At 43.5% G+C, this 23,885-nt stretch carries 21 protein-coding genes; 17 read left to right on the forward strand and 4 right to left on the reverse strand.

Going from position 1 to position 23,885, the window contains the following annotated elements; all coding sequences use genetic code 11:
• Positions 1-106: 106 nt before the first annotated feature.
• From G519_RS0108290 to fdhF (G519_RS0108305), 4 genes are all read right to left on the reverse strand, one after another.
• On the reverse strand, positions 107-1,555 hold the full coding sequence (locus G519_RS0108290; RefSeq protein WP_029194281.1) for a sigma-54 interaction domain-containing protein: 1,449 nt from the start codon (positions 1,553-1,555) through the stop codon (positions 107-109).
• Between the two features lie 182 nt (positions 1,556-1,737).
• Positions 1,738-2,793 (reverse strand): P-loop NTPase, encoded by a 1,056-nt coding sequence (locus G519_RS0108295; RefSeq protein ID WP_029194282.1) that lies wholly within the window; start codon positions 2,791-2,793, stop codon positions 1,738-1,740.
• Between the two features lie 114 nt (positions 2,794-2,907).
• Positions 2,908-3,387 carry a helical membrane plugin domain-containing protein gene (locus G519_RS0108300; protein ID WP_029194283.1) on the reverse strand — a complete coding sequence of 160 codons (480 nt, stop codon included), beginning with the start codon at positions 3,385-3,387 and terminating at the stop codon, positions 2,908-2,910.
• Between the two features lie 15 nt (positions 3,388-3,402).
• Positions 3,403-6,342 (reverse strand): formate dehydrogenase subunit alpha, encoded by a 2,940-nt coding sequence (gene fdhF, locus G519_RS0108305; RefSeq protein WP_029194284.1) that lies wholly within the window; start codon positions 6,340-6,342, stop codon positions 3,403-3,405.
• 354 nt (positions 6,343-6,696) lie between these two features.
• On the opposite strand from fdhF (G519_RS0108305), the gene G519_RS0108310 reads away from it, so the two are divergent.
• The 17 genes from G519_RS0108310 to G519_RS0108390 all read left to right on the forward strand — a co-directional run bounded on the left by G519_RS0108310 (position 6,697) and on the right by G519_RS0108390 (position 23,883).
• Positions 6,697-7,056: a Na-translocating system protein MpsC family protein gene (locus G519_RS0108310; RefSeq protein ID WP_029194285.1), complete on the forward strand. Its 360-nt coding sequence runs from the start codon at positions 6,697-6,699 to the stop codon at positions 7,054-7,056.
• Between the two features lie 2 nt (positions 7,057-7,058).
• Positions 7,059-7,853, forward strand: a complete 795-nt coding sequence (fdhD, locus tag G519_RS0108315) for a formate dehydrogenase accessory sulfurtransferase FdhD (RefSeq protein WP_029194286.1) — start codon at positions 7,059-7,061, stop codon at positions 7,851-7,853.
• Between the two features lie 24 nt (positions 7,854-7,877).
• Complete coding sequence (gene moaA, locus G519_RS0108320) at positions 7,878-8,894, forward strand: GTP 3',8-cyclase MoaA (RefSeq protein ID WP_029194287.1); 1,017 nt, start codon at positions 7,878-7,880, stop codon at positions 8,892-8,894.
• Between the two features lie 245 nt (positions 8,895-9,139).
• Positions 9,140-9,925, forward strand: coding sequence for a formate/nitrite transporter family protein (locus G519_RS0108325; protein WP_029194288.1), 786 nt, complete (start codon positions 9,140-9,142; stop codon positions 9,923-9,925).
• 12 nt (positions 9,926-9,937) lie between these two features.
• Positions 9,938-11,203 carry a molybdopterin molybdotransferase MoeA gene (locus G519_RS0108330; protein WP_029194289.1) on the forward strand — a complete coding sequence of 422 codons (1,266 nt, stop codon included), beginning with the start codon at positions 9,938-9,940 and terminating at the stop codon, positions 11,201-11,203.
• Positions 11,204-11,254: 51 nt separating this feature from the next.
• Complete coding sequence (locus G519_RS0108335) at positions 11,255-11,635, forward strand: phosphate-starvation-inducible protein PsiE (RefSeq protein WP_036632391.1); 381 nt, start codon at positions 11,255-11,257, stop codon at positions 11,633-11,635.
• 174 nt (positions 11,636-11,809) lie between these two features.
• Entirely contained in the window at positions 11,810-14,782 is a 2,973-nt protein-coding gene (gene fdhF / locus G519_RS0108340; protein WP_029194291.1) for a formate dehydrogenase subunit alpha, read from the forward strand.
• Positions 14,757-15,239: a helical membrane plugin domain-containing protein gene (locus G519_RS0108345; protein WP_029194292.1), complete on the forward strand. Its 483-nt coding sequence runs from the start codon at positions 14,757-14,759 to the stop codon at positions 15,237-15,239. Before fdhF (G519_RS0108340) ends, G519_RS0108345 begins: the two co-directional genes overlap by 26 nt.
• A 25-nt stretch (positions 15,240-15,264) precedes the next feature.
• Positions 15,265-15,555 (forward strand): heavy-metal-associated domain-containing protein, encoded by a 291-nt coding sequence (locus G519_RS42240; RefSeq protein ID WP_051253251.1) that lies wholly within the window; start codon positions 15,265-15,267, stop codon positions 15,553-15,555.
• 283 nt (positions 15,556-15,838) lie between these two features.
• On the forward strand, positions 15,839-16,000 hold the full coding sequence (locus G519_RS50055) for a hypothetical protein (protein ID WP_154669557.1): 162 nt from the start codon (positions 15,839-15,841) through the stop codon (positions 15,998-16,000).
• A 199-nt stretch (positions 16,001-16,199) separates the two neighbouring features.
• Positions 16,200-18,521 (forward strand): xanthine dehydrogenase family protein molybdopterin-binding subunit, encoded by a 2,322-nt coding sequence (locus G519_RS0108360; protein WP_029194293.1) that lies wholly within the window; start codon positions 16,200-16,202, stop codon positions 18,519-18,521.
• Positions 18,518-19,357, forward strand: a complete 840-nt coding sequence (locus G519_RS0108365; protein ID WP_029194294.1) for an FAD binding domain-containing protein — start codon at positions 18,518-18,520, stop codon at positions 19,355-19,357. The genes G519_RS0108360 and G519_RS0108365 overlap by 4 nt, the downstream gene beginning before the upstream one ends.
• Complete coding sequence (locus tag G519_RS0108370) at positions 19,354-19,827, forward strand: (2Fe-2S)-binding protein (RefSeq protein WP_029194295.1); 474 nt, start codon at positions 19,354-19,356, stop codon at positions 19,825-19,827. Before G519_RS0108365 ends, G519_RS0108370 begins: the two co-directional genes overlap by 4 nt.
• 117 nt (positions 19,828-19,944) lie before the next feature.
• The gene (locus tag G519_RS48790; protein ID WP_084160074.1) at positions 19,945-20,064 is read left to right on the forward strand and encodes a sporulation protein YjcZ; all 120 of its coding nucleotides are present in this window, start codon (positions 19,945-19,947) and stop codon (positions 20,062-20,064) included.
• A 162-nt stretch (positions 20,065-20,226) separates the two neighbouring features.
• Positions 20,227-21,714 carry a spore germination protein gene (locus G519_RS0108380; RefSeq protein WP_127527791.1) on the forward strand — a complete coding sequence of 496 codons (1,488 nt, stop codon included), beginning with the start codon at positions 20,227-20,229 and terminating at the stop codon, positions 21,712-21,714.
• On the forward strand, positions 21,695-22,786 hold the full coding sequence (locus tag G519_RS0108385) for a GerAB/ArcD/ProY family transporter (protein WP_029194297.1): 1,092 nt from the start codon (positions 21,695-21,697) through the stop codon (positions 22,784-22,786). The genes G519_RS0108380 and G519_RS0108385 overlap by 20 nt, the downstream gene beginning before the upstream one ends.
• Entirely contained in the window at positions 22,783-23,883 is a 1,101-nt protein-coding gene (locus G519_RS0108390) for a Ger(x)C family spore germination protein (protein ID WP_029194298.1), read from the forward strand. Before G519_RS0108385 ends, G519_RS0108390 begins: the two co-directional genes overlap by 4 nt.
• Positions 23,884-23,885: the final 2 nt, after the last annotated feature.

Raw genomic sequence — 23,885 nt, forward strand, 5'->3', positions numbered from 1 at the left:
CTCCAGTAATGATGCCTGCTCATAAGTAGTAGATGCAAAAAGCGTGCCAACATTTCCACACTATTTAACAAAAAAAGACTCCTGTCGGAGTCCAGACAAACGATTTTTATGGTTTTTTCATAATGCCGTAGCGGCTCAGTTTATATTGTAAAGCTTGGCGCTTAATTCCTAGCGCTTGTGCGGTGAGAGTGATGTTATATTGATGATTTTCCAAAGCATCCGTAATAGTTTCCTTTTCCATTTGCCTCATTTTATCGGTCAATCTTCCTGCTGAAACGGTTGCCAATTCGTTATTCCACGGAGCGGCTAGCCGGTTGGGAGTTGTCGTTGGTATATAATTCCCCATCAAATAAGCGGGAAGGTGATTTTCTTCAATGATCTCACTTTCCAGTTCCATCATATTGTAGGTGGATTCGATGGCATGGCTTAATTCGCGAATATTGCCAGGCCAATGGTAGTTCATTAAGCTATTGAGTGCAGCAGGGGTAATGCCTGTTATTTTCATGCCGAAAATGTGATTAAATGTATCAATAAAGTGGTAAGTGAGGAGAGGAATATCTTCTTTTCTTTGCACAAGAGGAGGCAGGTATAGATTAACGACATTTAAGCGGTAGAAAAGATCGCTGCGCAGCAATCCTTTTTCTAAAGCTTCCTTCGGATCAATATTCATGGCGGTAATAATGCGGACATCGACTTGCTGTTCCTGCGTTCCCCCGACTCGCCGTATCATTCCGTCTTGAAGCACCCGTAATAGTTTGGCCTGCAAAAATAAATCCAAGCTATTTAACTCATCCAGAAAAAGAGTCCCGCCGCTAGCTTGCTCGAATAATCCAGCACGGTCAATAGCGCCAGTAAATGCGCCTCTCGCAGTTCCGAACATAATACCTTCCATTAACTCGTTGGGGACGGCCGCGCAATTTTGAGCAATAAAGAGGCGGTTTCGCCGAGCTCCGGCATTATGTATACTCTGGGCGAACAATTCCTTACCGGTTCCGGTAGGTCCGGATAGCAAAACAGGCGAGCTCGTACGAGATGCTTTTTTGGCGAAGGAGACCGTATGTAGGAAGCTTTCGCTTTTGCCAATTAAATCGCTGAAATGGTATCGAGCAGAGCTTGCATTTTTCTTATCTTTTGACGGAGATTCGTAGATTTGATGCCTGAGATCAAGGATTTGGTCGTGAAGATGAACAATACTTGTTATATCCTTAGCCACTTCTAAGGCGCCGATGATTTCACCATGTTCCAAAAGAGGATACGTGCTGTTAATGGTCGTGATCCGTTTCCCCGTTACACTGACATAGGTTTGTATTTTTTCTCGTATTTCTATGCCTGTTTGCAGAACTTTAATGAAGGTGCTGGTATCATTCGTAAGAGAAGGAAAAAGGTCGAAAAAGTTTTTTCCAACCACTTGTTCTCGCTTAAAACCATCGGTTTCAGCCATTTTATTATTATAAAAAATGGTTATTCCCTTGTTATCGATCAGATGAACACCGACATCAATGATATTCAACATTTTCTCAAAATACTTCGATCCATGATTGCTCTGCTCGGACATTATGTTCACCTGCCTCACGTAGAATGATTCAATTAACACCTTATGAAATTCTGTCTGGAAAAATGACCAGTGGAAAAACAAAAAAGGCTCCGATATTGCAGGGGTCGGTGAAGGATTAGAAGGGGCAGCTCCAGCTTTATACAAAATAGCAAAGGGTTGCCGCGTGGCAACCCTTTGCACAATTATTTATCAGCTTTTTGAACTAGTTCTTCAGCTAAATGTGTAAAGACCTCCCCTAGGAGAGAATCTTCATCATAAACAGATGAACCGCTATTTTCCTCTGGCTGTGCAAAAGGAATTCTGGCGATGACCTCGGTTTGCAGCTGCAAAGCAAGCGTTTCTCCGCCGCCTTTGCCAAAAAGGTAATTCTTCACTCCAGCCTTGTCCTCATAATAAGACATATTTTCCACTACGCCTATAATGTCATGTTTGGTATGCATAGCCATAGCACCCGCCCTTGAAGCGACAAACGAAGCGACATTATGAGGAGTGGTCACAATGATTTCTTTGGCTTGTGGAATCATGGCAGCTACATCAATCGCGACATCACCCGTACCGGGAGGTAAATCAAGCAGAAGATAATCTAATTCTCCCCAGTGGGTATTCGCGAGAAAATTTCGGATCCATTTGTTGAGCATAGGCCCGCGCCACATGACTAGATTGTTTTCCGGTGAGAAAAATCCCATGGACATTACTTTAATACCGTGACTAATGGGAGGGATAGCCGTTTGATCAATCATCGTTGGCTTTTGGCTGATTTGCATCATGGCAGGGATACTGAAGCCGTATATATCAGCATCTAGTATGCCTACTTTTTTTCCTAATCGCGCCAATGCGGCTGCGAGGTTAATCGTTACAGTTGATTTTCCAACTCCGCCTTTGCCGCTAGTTACAGCGATAAACGTTACACCCGAATCCGGGCGTAACATTTTGGGCATTCCTGCTTCTGTAGTAGCCTCTTTTTTGAGTGACTGTGTTAAGGCGGCTCGCTCTTCATTCGTCATGGAACTGAATGTTAAGGAGATATCTGAAGCTCCGATGCTTCGAAGCGACTCTTTGATATCTTGCTCAATTTTAGCTTTCAAAGGGCAGCCTTGGATGGTTAACACAACTTCCAGCCCAATATGAGCACCATTGATTTTAATATTTCTTACCATATTTAAATCAACAACGCTTTTATGGAGCTCTGGATCTTCTACATGTCTTAGGGCTTCTAAAACATTTTCGTTTGTCAGCATACGATCATTTCCTTTTCTAAAAGATAGAATCACATCAAATTTAGGAAAGGAACCTTTTGTCTAAATAGACGAAAAGGTTCCTTTGAAGTAGATTTTAAAAAATCTTTCTAACTATTAATCTTTTAATCCTTTACCTAAACCCTTCATGAAATGAATTCCGAATCCGATTGCGCGGTTAATATCCGGATCATTTAATACTTTTAAAAGATCAAATGTGCCTATTTTTTTATTGCTTTGCAAATGTTTACTTCCTTCATCTAAACCTAATGTCAAACTGCCTACAAGTTTTGTTGTAAGTTCGGGATCAAGGTTTGTTAAAGCGCCGGCCGCGCCCATAAGATTATTGATCATATTGGTAATGGGTTCACGGGTTACTTGACCCAGGGCTATTTTTGCAATTTTTTCTTTAGCCTGAAGCATGGCATTTGCAGCCTCAAGGACGCCGATGTCGTTCAGTTCACCAATGATATCCAAGATTTTGTTTATGGCTTGTTCGTTAGCGGTAAGCAGTATTTTTAAATCATTCAGCTTTTGCTGCTGCTGTTCTTCATCGGTCCATTCTTGCTTTTGAATAGCTGTAATTGGTGCCGCCATATCCGTTCCTCCTGTCTAGTTATTCGTTAAGTGAACATATCCTGGGCGATCCCATTTGCGCTGGACCTCGACACCATTTTGGGGATGACGTTTTTTGTTGCGCGGGTTCGTACGCGGCAGAGGATTTTCTCCATCTACACGCAGCACTTCCAAACGAACCTTGGTTTGTTTATAAGCTGGCGTATTCGTGCGTTGGTCGACCGCAGGTCCGGTCAAAAAGTTAATCGCCGATTCTTTATCTACTGAGTTCATCGGAAGGAAAATCTCATTCGTTTTTACACGATCCGTTACAAGTGCGTGTAATTTTAGCGCTCCAAAAGGGGACACTAAGCGTACAAGAGAACCGTCTTTAATACCGCGTTCTTCGGCAAGTTCCGGAGAAACCTCAACGAAAATCTCAGGCACTTTAGACTGAATACCTTTTGATTTGTTGGTCATGTTTCCTTCGTGGAAATGCTCTAGCATACGGCCATTATTGATGTGAAGATCATATTCTTCAGGGAATTCAGCCGGGAGTACCCAATCCGATAGGGCAAAACGTGCTTTTTTATCAGGGAAGTTAAATCCATCGACATAAAGCAGCGGTGTGCTTGCTCCATCAAAGCTTCCCCATAAGAAGCTGTTCCAACCTTCAAGCACTTCATAGTTGGCTTCACCGAAAATGGGTGACAAGCTTGCCATTTCTGCAAAAATTTCACTAGGATGGCTGTAGCTCCAGTTTTGTCCCATACGGTTTGCGATCTCTTGCACAATCCACCAGTCGGGCTTGGAATCTCCCAGTGGAGGAAGTGCTTGATACAATCTTTGTACACGGCGCTCTGTGTTCGTAAATGTGCCATCTTTTTCAAGAGATGGCGTTGCAGGCAAGACGACGTCTGCGTATTGAGCTGTTTTGGAAAGGAAAATATCCTGAACCACAAAGAAATCAAGACTAGATAAAATTTCGTGCACATGATTTGAATTGGAGTCTACTAGCGCCATATCTTCACCTACGAGATACATGGCTTTCATTTTTCCTTCATCAATGGCATGAAGCATTTGAATGTTATCGAGACCTGGTTTGCCATCGATTGTAACGCCGTAGGCTTTTTCAAATTTGGTACGGGCAGCATCGTCGGTAATATGCTGATAGCCTGGGAGCCAACCTGGGAGAGTTCCCATATCGCAAGCACCTTGTACATTGTTATGGCCGCGAAGCGGATAAGCGCCAGCGCCTGGACGACGATAGTTGCCAGTTGCAAGAAGCAGGTTCGAAATCGCGGCGGAAGTATCGGAGCCGCCTGTGTTTTGGGTGACGCCCATACCCCAAAGAATGCAAGTACCGTCTGCATCGCGAATCATTTCAGCTACTTGAATAAGAGTTTCTGTTGAAATTCCTGTAACTTCTTCTGCATACGTTAGCGTATATTTTTCAAGCACAGCCTTGAAATCATCGAAGAAGTTAACATTCTCATTAATAAAGGATTGATCATGCCATCCTTGATCGATCATATATTTGGTAACAGCCATAAGCCATACTTGGTCTGTACCTTGCTTAGGACTGATAAAGATATCAGAACGCTCCGCCATTTCGTTTTTGCGAAGATCCGCAACAATCAGTTTTTGTCCGTGAAGCTTATGTGCCCGTTTGACGCGAGTGGCTAATACCGGATGACCTTCTGCTGGATTAGCGCCAACAATAATTACTAGGCCCGCTTGGGCAATATCTTTAATGGTCCCCGCATCGCCGCCCATACCAACTGTACGGAACAAGCCGTCTGTAGCAGGAGATTGGCAGTAACGAGAACAGTTATCGACGTCGTTCGTTTCAAATACTTGACGCGCCAATTTTTGAATCACATAGTTTTCTTCATTCGTAATCTTAGAAGAAGAGATGAAGCCTACCGAGCGGTTACCGTATTGTTGCTTAATAGAACCTAATTTACTTGCAACTAAATCGAGCGCTTCTTCCCAAGTAGATTCAACGAATGTTCCGTTTTTACGAATTAATGGCTTGGTGAGACGTTCTTCAGCGTTGACGAAGTCCCAACCGAACTTCCCTTTAACGCAAGTTGAAATGGCATTGACCGGCGCATCCGAAGTGGGTTGGACTTTAAGAATCTTGCGTCCTTTCGTCCATACTTCGAATGAACAGCCTACGCCGCAGAAGGTACATACTGTTTTTGTTTTTCTTGTACGTGTATCACGCATCGCCGCTTCTACTTCCGAAATGGCAAAAATTCCACTGTAGCCCGGTTCTACTTCTTTGATCAGATCGATCATAGGATCGAGAATGTCCTCTTTTAATCCAGTCATAAACCCGGCTTCGCCTAGCATTGATTTTTCCATTAAGGCATTACATGGACAAATAGTGACACATTGACCGCAGCTAACGCAGGAAGAATCGTTAATGGCCGATCCATCATCCCATATAACGCGGGGACGCTCCGCTTCCCAATCAATAGACAACGTTTCATTGACCTGGAGGTTTTGACAAACCTCAACGCATTGCCCGCAGGCAATACACTGATTAGGGTCATAACGGTAGAAAGGATGGGACATATCGACTTCAGATACATCTACTTTTGGTGTATATGGGTATTTTTGATGTTCAATCTCCATCAGCTCAGCCGTGTTATGTAACTTACAGTTTCCGTTGTTGTTGTCACATACCGTACAGTAGAGCAGATGATTTTCTAATAAGCGATCCATCGCTTCAGTTTGAGCCTCTTTAGCGCCCTTCGATGACAATTCTATGTTCATGCCGTTCATTGCAACCATGGAGCAAGACCGTACAAGCTTTCCATCGACCTCAACCATACAGGTGTCACATGTTTGGATGGGATCTACTTCTGGAACGTAACAGATTTGCGGGTGATCAATCCCATTTTGGTTAATAATTTCTAAGATCGTTGAACCGGGTTTAGCTTGATACCCTTTACCGTCAATTGTAATTCTAACCATGTTTTCGTTCATGGTTTACCTCCTTTTAGACAAATAAAAAACCACCATGCGCATACACACCTGTAGTGACAGGAAAGGTGTATGCTCATGGTGGAATAGTTTATTAGCAGATCTTGCTAACACACCAATCCATTTATAAGTGAATGAAATAATAGAATCATAACAGGATGTATATCACGACTCCATCTTTAACGTTTATTATTATAGCGCTTAGCGGGCGTATAAACAATATAAAACTATTTGTTTGTATATCCAGTTTTAGGCTCCACACTTTTTTTTTTCGCAATGTTGATTTATGATTATAAAATTAATTAAAGTAACAGTAATCATTTTAAATCAAACGGTTTAACGAGGAGAATTGTGGATATGTCAAAAATGGTGCATGAGTTCAATGATATTATTCGAAAGCTTCGAAAAGATTTATTTGGCAAAGGGCCGGAACGCATTCATACTGTATTTGTAGAGAACATGGCTGTTTCCACGCTGTACGGAAATTTGACGCCTACGGAAAAGTTTATTGCAGGAACACCGGACGGTAGCGATATGGTTCATGTTGCTCGAACGAAAATGATACAGCAAGTTTACTTTACGAATCTTCCGAAAGGTCTGGAAGAAATCGTTGGCGCCAAATTGGTTCACCTGTTTTCGGATATGAAGGTCGAAGAAGATATTGCAGTTTCCGTATTTGTATTTGATAAAAACATAGTCATAGATAGGGGCCACTGATCATGAAACCAATTGAGGTGAAAAGGGAGATTCTTCGTTATGTTAATGGTCGTGCCGAGGAGGTTGAGGATAGCATTGTAACGGAATATCCGGTTACAGTGAAAATTAACGGTCAGGAATTTGTTACGATGGTGTGTACGCCAGAATATATAGAAGATATGGTCATAGGTTTTTTGGCATCTGAAGGTATTATCAAGAAATATGATGATATTGAAAAAATATGGATACAGGAGAGAGAAGGATTTGTCCATGTGACAACAACAAAAATCAATCCATATTATCGTGATTTTCAAAGCAAACGATATATTACCTCCTGCTGCGGGATGAGCAGGCAAGGATTTGTTTTTGTGAATGATGCCTTGACCGCCAAGAAGATGGAGGATATTCGTGTAAAAGTTTCCATCGATGATTGTTTTCGATTAATGAATGAGATGCAGCAATCAGCGGATACTTTTCGTCATACGGGAGGAGTCCACAATGCGGCCTTGTGTGACGCTAACGGAATTGTTTTAAGTCGGATGGACATCGGAAGACATAATGCACTGGACAAAATTTATGGATATTGCTTGAAAAATGATATTTCCATCGGTGATAAAATAATCGTTTTTAGTGGCCGTATATCCTCCGAAATCTTATTGAAAGTTGCCAAAATAGGCTGCGAAGTGATATTGTCCAAGTCTGCTCCGACAGAATTGGCCTTACAGCTGGCAGAACAATTGGGAATAACCACAATTGGTTTTATCCGGAATCATTCGCTAAACGTGTATACGTGCCCGAAAAGAATTGTAAATATTTGATATAAAGAAGCGAGGGCCATTCACATGGAAAATGTTGTGCTGGATAACATGCAGCGCCCTTTAAGGGATTTGCGAATATCGGTTACGGATCGCTGCAATTTTCGATGTCGGTACTGTATGCCGGAAGAAATATTCGGTTCTGACTACTCATTTTTGCCTGACGATAAAATTCTATCGTTTGATGAAATTGAAAGATTAGCACGGATTTTCGTGTCTTTAGGCGTAAAAAAATTGCGTATTACGGGAGGAGAACCTTTGCTGCGTAAAGATCTCCCCACACTTATCAAACGGCTGAACCAAATCGATGGCGTAGAGGATATTGCCTTAACCACTAACGGTTCCTTACTAAAGAAATTTGCAGGTGATCTATTCAATTCCGGTTTATCCCGGGTAACTGTGAGTTTGGATTCGCTAGATGAAGAACGTTTTGCTACTATGAACGGAAATAGAAGCAAGGTGCAGACGGTTCTTGATGGCATGCAGGCTGCATCCGAAGCGGGAATGAAAGTGAAAGTAAATATGGTTGTCCAAAAAGGAAAAAATGAGCAAGATATTATTCCGATGGCGCAATACTTCAAAGAGAAGAAGTATACCCTTCGGTTTATTGAATATATGGATGTTGGCAACTCCAATGCTTGGAAGTTGGATGAAGTCGTGTCCAAGCAAGAGATTTTAAAGATGATACATGAGGCTATGCCGATTGAGCCCATCCTTGCGAATTATCACGGAGAAGTGGCGTCCCGCTTCCGTTACACAGATAGTGATCAGGAAATAGGGATTATTTCGTCGGTGACAGATTCCTTCTGTTCTACCTGTACAAGAGCCCGCATTTCGGCAGAGGGAAGGCTGTATACTTGCTTATTTGCTTCTGGAGGCTATGATCTTAAAGATCTGCTCCGCAGCGGGCAATCGGATGAGTCTGTTACCGATATGATTCGTTCCATTTGGAATAACCGTTCCGATCGTTACTCAGACGAACGGTTAAGTCATACCCATCATAAGACATCTCCTAAAGTAGAAATGTCGCATATCGGTGGATAAGAAATTCAAAAAAGAGGATTGCTGGTATCTTCATTTTTTGTTATGATGGACAATGCTAGCATATGCATTTTGTATATGCGGAATGGAAAGTATGCAAGCTCTGTATACTTTCTATTCTATTGACAGTGATGATTTGATATCCTTGTAGGAAAGCGTGCAAGGAAATTAAGCAGCATTCAAGAAACCGTACCTTAGGTAGGGATTCTTGATGCTGCTTTTTTATTTGAACAAATGGAGGAATGGTTATGTCGTTTCATGTGCCGGGGAAAATCGCCGGTATTGCTGTTGAAGTTGGAGTCCAAAAGACGAGGCTGTCTCTACCTACTATGCTTATGCTTGGTTTTTTGGGAGGAGCATTCATCTCATTAGGGTTTTTGCTCGATATTCGGGTTATCGGCAATTTGCCGCCCGAGTGGGGGAGTCTAAGCAATTTACTGGGAGGCATCGTTTTCCCTTTGGGGCTCATTTTAGTTATTTTAGCAGGTGGAGAACTCATTACAGGGAATATGATGTCAGTGTCGATCGCATTTTATGCGCGGAAAATTACTTTGAAACAGTTACTGAATAATTGGTTTTGGGTAACATTAGCTAACTTTGCCGGTGCTCTTTTTGTTGCTTATTTGTTCGGACATGTGGTCGGATTGACAGAATCAGGGCCCTATTTGGCTAAAACCGTGGCCATAGCTCAGTCTAAATTACATGACACTTTTGGACAAACCTTAATCTCTGCAATTGGTTGCAACTGGCTGGTTTGCCTCGCGATTTGGATTTCTTTAGGGGCTGACGATATCATTGGGAAAGTTGTTGGAATGTGGTTTCCGATTATGGCTTTTGTCGCCATTGGATTCCAGCACGTTGTAGCGAATATGTTTGTAATTCCTGCAGCTATCTTTGCGGGGCATTTTTCATGGATAGATTTTATTGGTAATATTGTTCCTGCTTTTATAGGGAATGTTATTGGCGGTGCTGTATTTGTTGGGTTTGCTTATTTCTTTTCTTTCCAAAAAAGTTTACAGGAAAAAGGGATTTAAGGAGTGGTAGTAATGCTAGAGAAACGGACACCAATTTCAGTAGGAGAAGCCGTTTGTAATCTGATGAAATTTGCAAGTCCAGGTTTAATAGAAATGGTAGCACTTGAATTGGCACATGGGCGTTACTTATCTGAAGATTTGGTAGCGGATCAGGATATTCCATCCTTTGACCGTTCTCCTTATGATGGTTTTGCGATTAGATCAGAGGATGCCGTTCAGGCAACCAAGGATCATCCAGTCACCTTCGAAGTCATTGGTAAAATTGGGGCTGGTTCCGTATACAGTGGAAAGGTAGGACCATTCCAGGCCGTTCGCATTATGACAGGTGCGGAAATTCCGAAAAACTGCGACGCAGTTATCATGCTTGAATTAACAAGCCAGTATGAAGAGAACGGTCAAACCTATATAGATATTAAAAGGTCGTTAAAACATGGAGCCAATATTTCAGTTCAAGGGGAAGATGCACGAAAAGGGATGATCCTTGCGAAGCGAGGCACTTACATTCATCCAGGTATCATGGCCCTCCTTGCTACATTTGGCTATAGTCAAGTACCTGTTGCTAGAAAACCAGTCATCGGAATCATTGCGACTGGAAGTGAGCTTCTTGATGTAAAGGAGCCACTTGTGCCGGGGAAAATTCGAAATAGTAATACGTATATGATTCTGTCTCAAATTCAAAGAGCGGGGGGAGAAGCCAAGTACTTAGGGAAACTTAGTGACGATTTGGAGACGTGTTACTCGGCTGTGAAAGCATCATTAAACCAAGTAGACATGTTAATTACAACCGGAGGCGTCTCGGTAGGCGATTATGATTATTTACCAGCTATCTATGAAAAATTAGGGGCAACCGTACTTTTTAACAAAGTAGCCATGCGTCCAGGAAGTGTGACGACTGTAGCACATTTAGATCATAAATTATTATTTGGTTTGTCAGGTAATCCTTCTGCTTGTTACGTTGGCTTTGAGTTATTTGTACGTCCGATTGTTCGCACTTCTTTATTTAATGGAAAACCGCATTTGAAAAAAGAAAAAGCAATTTTAGGAGAAAGTTTTCTAAAACCTAATCCATTTACAAGGTTCGTGCGAGCAAAACTCACGTATGATGAGGGAAAACTGATGGTATCCCCATCCGGCTTTGACAAGTCTAGTGCCGTTTCTTCATTAGCTGAAGCCAATGCGCTGATTGTCCTTCAAGGCGGTACAAGAGGATATGACAAAGGGATGTACGTGGACGTTCTATTATTAGAAGATCATCAAGGCAGCGAATGGCCTTGGTGATAGAGAATTTTACAAAAGGTGTCTAAAGGTAAATTTCTTTTGGAGGGTTACATGAATAACCGGATTTTGAGTGCGTTCCAATATATACTTAACGGTTCCTTAATTGTTCTTGGTATCATCTTAACGTTTTTAATGATACGTGAACTATGGATTATACTGTTATCTACGATTCAGACAACTCTAGACATTCATATTGTTTTGCAGGAAATTCTCGCCTTCTTCCTCTATTTTGCTTTTGTGTCTATGATCGTCAAGTATTTTAGAGAGAATTACCATTTTCCTATTCGTTATCTTTTATACATAGGTATAACAGGCACAATACGTTTTATTATTGTTAACCGTGATAATCCAACGGAAAATCTGATTTTGTCCTTTGTGATCCTGGTTCTAATGATTGCCTATTCTTTAAAAATTTCATCGTCACATCACTAATCCAAGTATGAATTAAGCAAAGCGTCTCAAGCCGAAAGATGGCAGGAGGCGCTTTATGTTTATATCGAATGGAGTTAATTGTGTGGATATGTATGGATTTAATTCAAGGGGGGAAAATAACATAAATTCTCAACATTAAAAACGTTAACCAAATCCAGCTGACATGGGGGTCACATGAAGGATCAAACGCTACAAATCAACGGACAAAATTTCACCTTTTCCCCTAACCAAAGCATTTTGGAGGTGGGTAAATCTCATAGCTTCTACATTCCTCATGTCTGTTATCATGAGAATTTGGGTACGATTCAATCTTGTGATACGTGTATGGTGGAAGTGGATGGCGTCCTGCAGCGCGCTTGTGCCACCGACGCGAAACCAAATATGAAGGTGGACACCAAATCACAAAGAGCGAAAGACGCTCAAATGGAGGCCATGCAGCGCATTCTGCAAAATCATGAGCTGTACTGCACGGTTTGCGACAATAATAACGGGAACTGTACGGTACATAACACAGCTGAATACTTGCAGGTTGAGCATCAGAAATATGAATTCAAGTCGAAACCGTACCCGCCGGATCATTCAAATCCGTTTTACCGTTATGAGCCTGACCAATGTATCCTTTGCGGACGCTGCGTCGAAGCTTGTCAAGATCTTCAAGTGAATGAGACGTTAACGATTGATTGGAGTTTGGAAAGACCGAGAGTTCTTTGGGATAACGGAGTCCCGATCGATGAATCTTCCTGCGTTTCCTGCGGACACTGCGTAACCGTATGTCCTTGCAATGCGTTAATGGAAAAATCGACGCTAGGCGAAACCGGTTATTTGACAGGTATTCCGAATGATCTGCTGCTGCCAATGATTAACCTTACCAAAGAAATCGAGCCTGGCTATCAGGAAATTTTTGCGGTATCGGAAGTTGAAGCAGCCATGAGAAAGTCGCGAATTAAACGGACGAAGACGGTTTGTACATACTGCGGTGTAGGGTGCAGCTTTGAGGTTTGGACGAAAGACCGTCATATTCTTAAAATTGAGCCGCAAACGGAAGCGCCAGTAAATGGAATCTCGACCTGCATCAAAGGAAAATTCGGCTGGGATTTCGTAAATAGTGAGGAACGCCTAACCACACCGCTAATTCGAAAAGGAGATCGGTTTGTTGAAGCGACGTGGAATGAGGCTCTTGATTTAATAGCTAGTAAATTGACTGAACTTAAGGATGCCCACGGTCCTGATTCGATTGGGTATATCGCTTCTTCAAAATGCAGCAATGAAGAAAATTATTTGTTTCAAAAATTGGCCCGGGCTGTTATGGGAACCAACAATGTCGACAATTGCTCACGCTACTGTCAATCACCGGCAACGGCGGGACTCATGCGTACCGTCGGAATCGGCGGAGATTCTGGAACAATCCATGATATTGCAAGCAGCGATTTGGTGCTAGTTATTGGGGCAAATCCAGCGGAATCACACCCTGTCCTTGCAACTCGTGTCAAACGCGCCCATAAGCTGCATGGTCAAAAGCTGGTTGTCATTGATTTGCGAAAACACGAATTGGCCGAAAGAGCCGACTTATTCCTCCGTCCTAAACCGGGTACTGATTTGATTTGGCTGTCCGCCGTTACGAAGTACATAATCGATCAAGGCTGGGAAGATGATAGCTTTCTCGAAAATCGAGTAGACGGATTAGATAAATATGTTCAAAGCCTTGAAACATACACATTGGATTATGCTGAAGAACAAACAGGCTTAAGTAAAGCAGATATTATTCAACTAGCGACCATGATTCATGAGGCCAAATCGGTGTGCGCCTTGTGGGCTATGGGCGTTACTCAACACATGGGGGCAACAGACACCAGCACGGCCATTAGCAACTTACTAATCATAACAGGCAATTACGGCCGGCCCGGTACTGGGGCATATCCACTACGCGGACATAACAACGTACAAGGAGCTTGCGATTTTGGCACGATGCCCGCCTGGTTTCCGGGTTATGAAGCCGTTCAGGATGACGCGGTAAGAGCTCGTTATGAACAGGCATGGGGTGTAAAGCTGCCGGAAAAGCCGGGTTTAAACAATCACCAAATGGTTGAGAGTATTCATGAAGGAAAGTTAAGAGCTCTTTACTTGTTTGGCGAGGATATGGCCCTTGTTGATTCCAATTCGAACCACGTGGAAGATGCTTTTGACAAGCTCGACTTTTTTGTGGTTCAGGATATTTTCTTTTCCAGAACCGCACAGTTTGCCGACGTGATATTACCAGCAGCGCCGAGTCTGGAGAAGGAAGGGACATTCACCAATACGGAAAGGCGCATACAACGCTTTTACAAAGTATTTGAGCCTCTTGGCGTATCGAAGCCGGATTGGGAGATTTTCCAAGAGATAGCCAATCGCCTCGGGGCTAATTGGCATTATAAGCATCCGGGAGAAATTATGGCAGAAGCGGCAAGCCTTGCACCTATTTTTGCCGGAGTCAGCTATGAGAGGCTGGAAGGCTGGAACAGCTTGCTCTGGCCCGTCGCGGCGGACGGGGAAGACACACCGCTTTTATTTAAGGAGCAGTTTGGTTTTCCGAATGGCAAAGCGAGGCTGTTTCCGGTTGAATGGACGCCTCCGTTTGAGGCAGGAGAGGAATTCAACTTGCATTTAAATAACGGGCGATTACTGGAACATTTCCACGAGGGAAATATGACCTACAAATCCGAAGGGATTACTCATAAGGTTCCAAGTGAATGGCTGGAGGTATCCCCTGAGCTTGCAAAAGAGCGCGAGATTGAGAGCGGCGCGTTGGTACGACTCACTTCGCCATACGGACAAGTTAAGGTAAGGGTTGAGGTAACGGATCGGGTTCAGGGCAATGAATTATATTTAACGATGAACTCGACCGACGAGGGCTCGGCAGTAAATCGTTTGACGAGTAGCTATCACGACCGGATTACGCATACGCCGAATTATAAAGAAATGGGTGTTAAGATGGAGGTTTTGGAACCGAGCGGAGAACGTCCGCTTCCGCGTGTTAACCATCGATTCGGAAACCGTGTACCTCAAATCGGCGTGAAGGTGGAAGAGAAATGGAACCGTTCCGACTATATACCGATTCCTGAATTAATTGATGGAGGGGAAGTCCATGGCCAAAGCGATTACCAATATTGAAAAGCAAATACCAGATCACATCGAGGCGGAGTCCTTAGCTTTGCAGCAATTAGTAAAAGACATAACGCACCGTCAGGATTCACTCCGTAAATTGCTGGATATCGCAGGTGAGTTAGAGAAGCTGGGTGTTCTAGACGCTCTTCAAGGAATGTTGAAAAACAGCAAACAAATCACTTTGATCGGTCTGGAGCAATTGAATAAATCAGGGGCTCACCGAATGCTCAAGAATGGGATGGGGGCCGCCCAATTTTTAACCCAGGTGGATCCTAACAAGCTGCAAACTTTACTGAACAGTGTGGCTGCCGGTATAGATCAAGCGGTTGATACAGAATCAAACAAAAAACAAGGCATATGGGGTATTATTAAATCATTACGGGAGCGGGAAATGGTCTCCTCGCTTTCTTTAATGACTCGATTTTTGCGCGGGATGGGAAGCGCTTTGAACAAATCACCATGACGAAGGATGAACGGGAGTGTAGATAATGGTAACGAGCACCTTAGTCATCCAAGGGATGACAAATCAAGATGACTCCAACAAAGTAAGTCGTGCCTTGCAGCAAATTTGGGGTATAAACAAGGTGGAGGTTTATTTGGACAGGAAAGAGGCTATATTCTCCTATGACGAAAAGGCAGCTACCTTTGACGATTTTCAACAGGCAGTTCTGGAATTGGGGTTTGCTGTTAAAACTAAGGATGGATTTAGGAGCCGCAGCTTGCATGTATGGCAACTTGAACATAGGGAAGGAGAAGCATCGGATGCCCCTAATCTGTGAAGTTTGCGGTAATGAGGATGCTGCAGAAGATAGTCCGGTTAGCGCCCATCTATATATTTGCACGAATTGCAGGGAAGATCGACGGCCGCCTGATTTATCAGGGTTACGAGAAGAGGGTCAATAAAAAAAGCTCCTACGGCACAAAAAAAGCCGAGTAGGAGCTTTTTTATTGGTTTACAGGATATATGTCATTCCTCTCAAACATTCTCCATAATTTCTCAGCCATAAACTCTCCAATATCCGTTCCACGATTATCTCGCCGGGTATGACAGAGTCGGAACTGTTGAATACATATACGAGCCCCGAGGTTCAAGCGATGGCGAGTCATATTAGCAGTCTGGGCATATCTCCATACCGAATCGCTAGTGCTATCGCCTATGTCATCAATGAACCTGAAGATACAGGTGTCAACGAGATTGTGATTAGACCAACGCTACAGCCATAATACAACGCTCATTTCTTAAAAGAACTGCATGAAAGTGATCGCCTTCTTCATGTTCAGCATGGGGAGGGCGATTTTTTTATGTATTGTTGTATGAGCTGAATAGGACAAGATTTTTCACTATATGATGTAGAATAACGTTTCGTCGAATCAATTTGGACGCCTAATTGGCCGGCTGATACAGAGAGGGAGTGTGTTGTGATTGTCGCTAATTGGAAAGGCTATTCCGAGGATTGAATCGAGAGATAAAGTAACCGGATTCGCCAAGTATACGAACGATATACAATCCCCCAATCTTTTGCATGGCTGGCTTGTTACCAGCCCCTATTCGCATGCCGATATTACATCCATCGATAGCTCGAAAGCATTGGAAGTAAGCGGTGTACATAACGTTATCACGGGCGATTATTTTCCTGTGCTCACCGGTGGCCTTCTCGCCGATCGTCCGCCCCTTGCGTACAAGAAAGTGCGCTATTTCGGCGAACCAATCGCCGTTGTAGTGGCGGAGACGGAACAGATTGCGAAGCGGGGCGCAGAGCTTATTCGAGCTGAATTCGTTCAGCTTCCTATTGTTCATTCCCCTAGCGCTGCCTTGCAGCCGGAGGCGCCATTGATTCACAAAGACTTAGGAAGTTACAAAACATTTGGCCCCGTGAATCCCGTTCCGAATACCAACATCGGAAACCATGTGAAAATCCGAAAAGGCGATATGCAGAAAGGCTGGGCAACAAGTGAGGTAGTGGTTGAAGGCTCGTATGCCTTTAACACATCCGATCATTGCGCTATGGAACCGCGCTGCTCGATCGTTGAAGTGATGCCGAGCGGCCTGATTGATATCCAAACCTCGACGCAGGATCCGTTTATCATTAAACGTTTGTTTCAACGCTTCTTCCAAGTCGACGAGCAAAATGTTATTGTGCATGTGCCGTTTGTAGGTGGAGGGTTTGGGGGAAAAGGCTCCGCACAGCTGGAGTATATCGCCTATTTGGCATCGAAAGCGTGCGGCGGCCGACCTGTGAAAATCAATAATTCCCGCGAATCGGACATGGTCAGTTCGCCCTGTCACATCGGGCTGGAAGCGAAAGTGAAGCTCGGTGCGAGCAGAGATGGAAAGCTTACTGCCCTAGAGATCACTTTCCTATTTGATACCGGTGGCTACACGGATGGGGGTGCAGCCGTCACGCAAGCTGCTGCGATCGATTGTACTGGACCCTATCGGATTGACAATGTATGGTGCGATTCATTGTGCGTTTACACAAACCACCCGTATACGAATGCATTCCGGGGGTTCGGCCATACGGAAGCGACTTATTGTATGGAGCGTACAATGGACTTGCTTGCAAAGAAACTGCAAATGGACCCCTTGGCGTTGCGGCTTCACAACGCCATCAAGCCGGGTGACACGACACCGACACAAGCACCGCTGAATGGCAGTAACATTGGCGACGTGACTGCATGCATCGTCAAATTAAAAGAGCTCATTCAGTGGGAGGAAGGAGAGCGGATTGCCGTTGACCGCTTTAAAGTCAGGGCCAAAGGAATGGCTTGTGTGATGAAAACCTCCAGCTCCACGATAGATACCGGATCTGGTGCGACGATTACCATCAATCACGACGGCACGTTCAACCTTAGCGTAGGCGCCATCGAGATAGGTCAAGGAAACCGCACGATTATGAAACAAATCCTTGCCGAGCGGATGAATATGACTGTCAACCAGGTCCATATCAAAATGGATGTCGATACGCAAATCACCCCGGAACATTGGAAAACAGTGGCAAGCAATAGTACGATGATGGTCGGACGGGCCGTACTGGATGCGGCAGAGGATGTCATTGCCCAGTTAAAGCAAAATACTTCAATCGTACTGAAAAGGCCTCAAGAGGAACTGGAAGTCGGTCGCGGCAGGGTCTATGTCAAAGACAATCCGAACATTGGCTTGGAGATCCTTGAGGTCGCTAGCGGTTATATGAATCCGGATGGCAGCGCGTCCGGTGAGCCGGTCATCGGTCGAGGACGATACAGAGTCCATCAGTTGACTGCTCTTGACCCAGAAACGGGCAAAGGCATTCCTGGCCCGCAATGGACAGTCGGTGCACAAGCAGTCGAAGTCGAATTCGATACCCGTGAGTGCACGTATCGAATACTTAAAGCAGCATCCGTTTTCGACGCTGGAAAGGTAATTAACGAAGCAACGGCAAGAGGTCAAGTCAAAGGCGGCATGAGCATGGGACTCAGCTTTGCCAGCCGGGAGGGATTTTTGTACAACAATGCGGGTCTTGTACTCAATCCCCAGCTGCGTTCTTATAAATTGACTCGTTTCGGAGAGAATCCGAGCTATTTGGTAGAGTTTGTGGAAACGCCGTACTTGGAAGGCCCTTATGGCGCACGTGGTATTGGAGAGCATGGCACGATTGGAATGGCCGCTTCTCTCGCGAATGCGTTATCAATTGCCGCTGGTGTCGAGCTAAACATACTGCCACTAACCCCAGAGCTTATCTGGCGTTATAAGGGAGGCTGCCCATGATCTCGTTTGATTTCGAATACTACACACCAACTACCGTCGAAGAAGCGGTTCGCATTTTTCAGCAGGCCGATTCGAATGGCAAAGAGCCTCTTTACTATTCCGGCGGGACAGAGATTATTTCCATGGCGCGTCTGAACCAGCTTCGCACAGGGGCTGTCATCGACATTAAAGGGATTCCCGCATGCAATGTGCTTCAAATTCAGCAGGAACAGCTTGTCATTGGAGCAGCTATTACGCTCACGGCTTTATCGGAGGCCAACCTGTTCCCATTACTCGGCGAGACCGTTCGAGACGCAGCCGACCATACCAATCGCAACAAAATTACCGTTGGCGGCAACCTTTGCGGGAAATTCATTTATCGGGAAGCACTGCTTCCTTTTCTACTCGCCGACAGCCAGCTTGTTCTAGCCGGTACCAAGGGGATTCGCCATGTTCCGGTTCACGAGATATTGAACGGTGAACCGCGTTTGGAAAAAGGCGAGCTCCTTGTGCAGATTTTAAGCGACAGACGATATCTCGATTTACCTTTTGTCACTGTAAAGAAGACCAAGATGGAAAAAATCGATTATCCGATCGTCCGGATTTCCGGTCTTAAAACAAAGGAGGGTATTCGAGTTGCCTTTAGTGGAGTAAGTGCCGTCCCTATTCGATCGCTGATCATAGAGGAGGTTCTGAACGATAGTGCAATTCCCTTGGAAGAACGCATAGAGAGTGCCATCCGTTTATGGCCTGTACCGATTTTGAACGACATCTTAAGCTCCAAAGGGTACAGAACATTTGTTTTACGAAACACGTTATTCGATACAATGTCGGCTTTGGAACGGAGGCGTGTATGAAATCACATGGAACTGTTAAAAGGGAAATTGAGCTGCATGTCAATGGGAAGCGACAACATGCAGTCATTCGTTCAGCGGATACTTTATTGCGTGTGCTGCGCGAACAACTTGGGTTAACCGGAGCCAAAGCCGGCTGCGAAAACGGTGATTGCGGAGCATGCACGGTCATCGTTGGCAAAGTACCTATCAAATCTTGTTTGATGCTTGCGATAGAGGTGCGGGAAAGCAGCATAACAACCATCGAAGGTTTGGGGGGAGACACGCCGATCCAACGCGCATTTGTTGACAATTTTGCCTTTCAATGCGGATTTTGTACACCTGGATTTATTATGGTAAGCCACGCCTTAGTTAACAATTATCCGCATGCAAGCGAAGAGGTGATTCGAGAGTGGCTGCAATCCAATATTTGCCGCTGCACGAGCTATGAAGAGATTCATGCTGCAGTCAGGTCAGTAATATCCCATGACTGATTATTTGTTCGCACTGTGTCCTGGGCATTAAACCCCGTGGCAAACGTCCAGTCAAGCACTATGTACCGTACATATACTTACAACGTAGTGAAAAAACATTGAGGGGAATGAGTAAACATGGGAGCAGTTGGTTATGGAGCAGGTTGTGGTGTAGGTTATGGAATGGGTAGTAACGTAGCTATTATCTTGGTTCTTTTTATTCTTTTGGTCATCATCACAACAGCTTTTGTTATTTAATATTCCTTCATCCATTGAAAAGACTATCGAGTAAAATAGAGACGGCCCTATCGCAAAATAGATGCGAACACGGGCTGTTTTTTCGTTCTTCATTCCCTATGAATACTCCTTTATTCAACTGGATAAAATAACCTTTGAAATGAGGGGCAGCGTGATGAAATCTTGGGTACAAATCCAGAAACTAAGGATATGGAGCTTTCGTCGTTACAAGAAAGAAAAAGTTATTTTCAAACACTTTTAAACAATACGGAAGATCTAGTTATACATACGTTGAATTGGAATCAACGACATGTCAACTTGATCTATTTGGCAACCTTAACGGATCAAGATACGATCTTAAATCAGATCATCTTTCCATTAAAGCGAACTAATGAAGGCGAGTTTCTTGACGCTTTGCCTCTGGGACAGCTTCAAATTACTTGCTTGATCGAGCAAGCTGTGGAAAATCTTTTGAATGGCGCTTGTGTCGTCGACTGTGAAGGTGAGACCGATTTTTACATTTTCCATGCCTCCTCTTCGATAGGGCGAAGCATCACAGAACCGATCAATGAGAAGGTGTTTGGAGATTCGCATGAGGGGTTTATTGAAAGATTAAATACAAACCTTCATCTAATCCGCAGAAAAGTGAACAATAAGGATTTGATGATTCGCTATTTTACAGTGGGCATGGAGACGAATACGCGTCTAGCGTTGGTTTACATCGAGTCGATAGCGAATCCGGAAATTGTGACCGAGCTAGAAAAGCGAATCACATCAATCCGGATCGATTATATTGCTTCTTTAGGTTTTGTAGAGCAGCTCATTGAAGATGTGCCCTTCTCCCCATTTCCGCAAATTTTAAGTACCGAAAGAGTGGACAGAGTAGCAGCCAATATCATGGAGGGAAGAATTGCCGTATTAGCGGAAGGATCAGCGAAAGCGATCATTTTACCTATCAATTTCTTTGCATTTTATCAGTCACCTGACGATTACAATGCTCGTTGGATTAACGGAAGCTTCTTCCGATTGTTAAGGGTTTCCAGTTTCTTCATTGCCATTACATTACCAGCCTTATACATTTCAGTTGTCACTTTTCATTTTGAGACCATCCCGAATGAATTGGTGCTTCTTATGCAAAGTGCCGTACTGGAAATTCCGTTTCCTCCGATTATTGAAGCTCTGCTAATGGAAATAACCATTGAAATGTTAAGAGAAGCAGGCTTGCGATTACATACGGCCGTAGGACAGACAATCGGTATTGTTGGAGGACTTGTTATTGGAGATGCCATCGTGAAGGCGGGGCTGGTGTCCAACATCATGATTATAGTGGTAGCATCGACGGCCCTTGCTTCGTTTGTCGTGCCATCTCATGAGTTCAGAGAGACGGTGCGTTTTCTTCGTTTTCCGATGATGATGTTGGCTGCTACTTTCGGCTTTTTGGGAATTACGTTCGGATTTACATGTATTTTGATCCACTTGTGTAAATTAGAGGGTTTTGGAACGCCCTATTTTTACCCCTTTTCTCCATTCAAATGGAGTGGTTTGAAAGACTCTATCTTCCGGTTGCCAATATGGAAAATGAATCGGCGTCCTGAGGACAGTCTTCCCCAAAAAAAGCTGCGGGAATTATTTTCTAGGGGATGGGTGAAGCATGAACGCAGAAAAAGATAGTATCACCAAAAAGCAGCTGGCTTTTTTCACGATCCAAACAGCGATAGGTGAGGGAGCGTTAACGGTTCCTTATAGTGTCCATTCTGAGGCATCTATCGATGGATGGATTTCCATGCTGCTTGCGGGATTTGCCACCCACCTGGTCATTATCTTGATATGGATGATCTGCAGGAAATATCCAAAGATGACGATGATCGAATTTCTCCCTCAGATGGCAGGGAAATTTGCAGGTCATCTTATTAGTGTTCTTTATATTATTTATTTTATTGGAATTGCAAGCGTGATCCTCATGAATTATTGTCGAATCATTAATGCCTGGATTTTCCCTTCGACACCGAAATGGGTCATTATGTCATTGATGATGGCTACCAGTTATTATCTAGCAAAAGAAAGATTGAAAATAATTGTCCGATTTGAAACGCTGGTTTCTATCCTTATAATCATCATTATCTTTTTGATCATTTTCCCTTTTAGCAAAGGAAATCCTTTGTATATTTTCCCCATTGGTCAATCTGGGATTGGTCCTATGATAAGAGGTATGAGAGAGGCTGTCGTTACACTGGCCGGCTTCGAACTGCTTCTCATGGTTTACCCTCAAGTTAAGGGGAAAGACAAAGACATATTAAAAACGATGTTGATTTCATACACGTTTGTCACCCTATTTTACGTATTAATTATCCTGTCATGCTTTATGTTTTTCAGTCCTGAGGAACTTAGTATCATACCAGAGCCTGTTTTATATATGCTAAAGGCGTTTTCTTTTAGGATTGTAGAAAGATCGGATTTACTGTTTTTATCGCTTTGGGTTGTGATCGTCATGACGTCTATTGTCAATTATGTTTTTCTTGCTTCAACGGGGATTACTCAAATATTGAAAACGGGTAACAGTTCAAAGGTGACTTTGCTGGTCATTGCCGCTTGCTTACTGATTGCGCTGTTGCCGCATAATTTCTTGTTTATCAGCAAGCTTAATAAATGGTTTTCTTATTTCGCTTTGGTCATGATCTATTTGTTACCTATCCCGTTATTACTATTGACCATCCTAAGAGGAAGGAGGAAAGCAACGGAATGAAAAAAATCCGGCCTGTATTGCTCGGCATACTTTCCATAAGTCTCTTAACCGGTTGTTGGGATCAAACGTTATTAAAAAACGTTCGTTTAATTCTAGGGATAGGCTTTGACAAAGCAGAAGGTGAAAATGTCTTAACCACCTTTGTCTTACCGGATGTCTCGGATAAGAAGAGGAATGCACCCGAAATCATATCGGTTACTGGTGAAACAGCTCGAGAAGCAAGAGGTAACTTGGGGAAAAAACTAACCTTGGTTCCGGACGGAGCCAAGAACCGGTTTATAATGATTGGGGAACAGCTGGCGAAGGTTGATATCTATGCGGTTCTGGATGTTTTTTATCGCGATCCCAAAAGTGCATTAAATGCCAAAATTAGTGTTGTCGAAGGTCGAGCCGAATCACTTTTGCAAACTAGTTATATGAGAAAGCCGAATTTCATCTTAAATCTGGATAAGCAAATTGTCAGTGCAGAATCATTCACGATCGTTCCAGAAGAAAATGTACAATCGATTTGTACCGTGTTATTTGATCCTGGGCAAGATGTCATTTTGCCGTATCTGGCAGTTGGGGAAGGAACCCCACTTATTAAGGGAGTGGCCTTGTTTAACAGTAAAGCCTTTGCAGGGACTCTGGATACCAAAGAATCAAAACTCTGTTTATTAATGGCTGATCGGATGGGTAAAAAGGCAAGTCTGACATTACCAATTCCTAATAAAACGAAGAAAATTGGCAGTAAAATGACTTTTCGAGTATTTCATGCAAAACGGAGATTAGATTTAGAGGTAAATAATGGGAATTTGTTGGTAACCCTTGATCTTCTGCTCAAAGTAGAAGCCGAGGAATACACTCCGGATCATTTAGATGAAGATGGACAGGCTTCCAAATTGAACGATTATCTCTCAATGGAGTTAACAAAGGAAGCTCAAAAGATCGTTCAGAAGCTGCAGAAGGCCAATTGCGATGTATTTGGAATAGGCAGACGAATTATGGCCTTCCATCCTAATTATTGGAAAACGATGGATTGGAAAAGCAACTATCCGACTATTACGATTCAACCGAACATAAAGGTAGAGATATCGAGACCTGGAATTATTTTTTAGAA

It is taken from the genome of Paenibacillus alginolyticus DSM 5050 = NBRC 15375 (assembly GCF_000422905.1).
Taxonomy (GTDB): Bacteria; Bacillota; Bacilli; order Paenibacillales; family NBRC-103111; genus Paenibacillus_E; species Paenibacillus_E alginolyticus.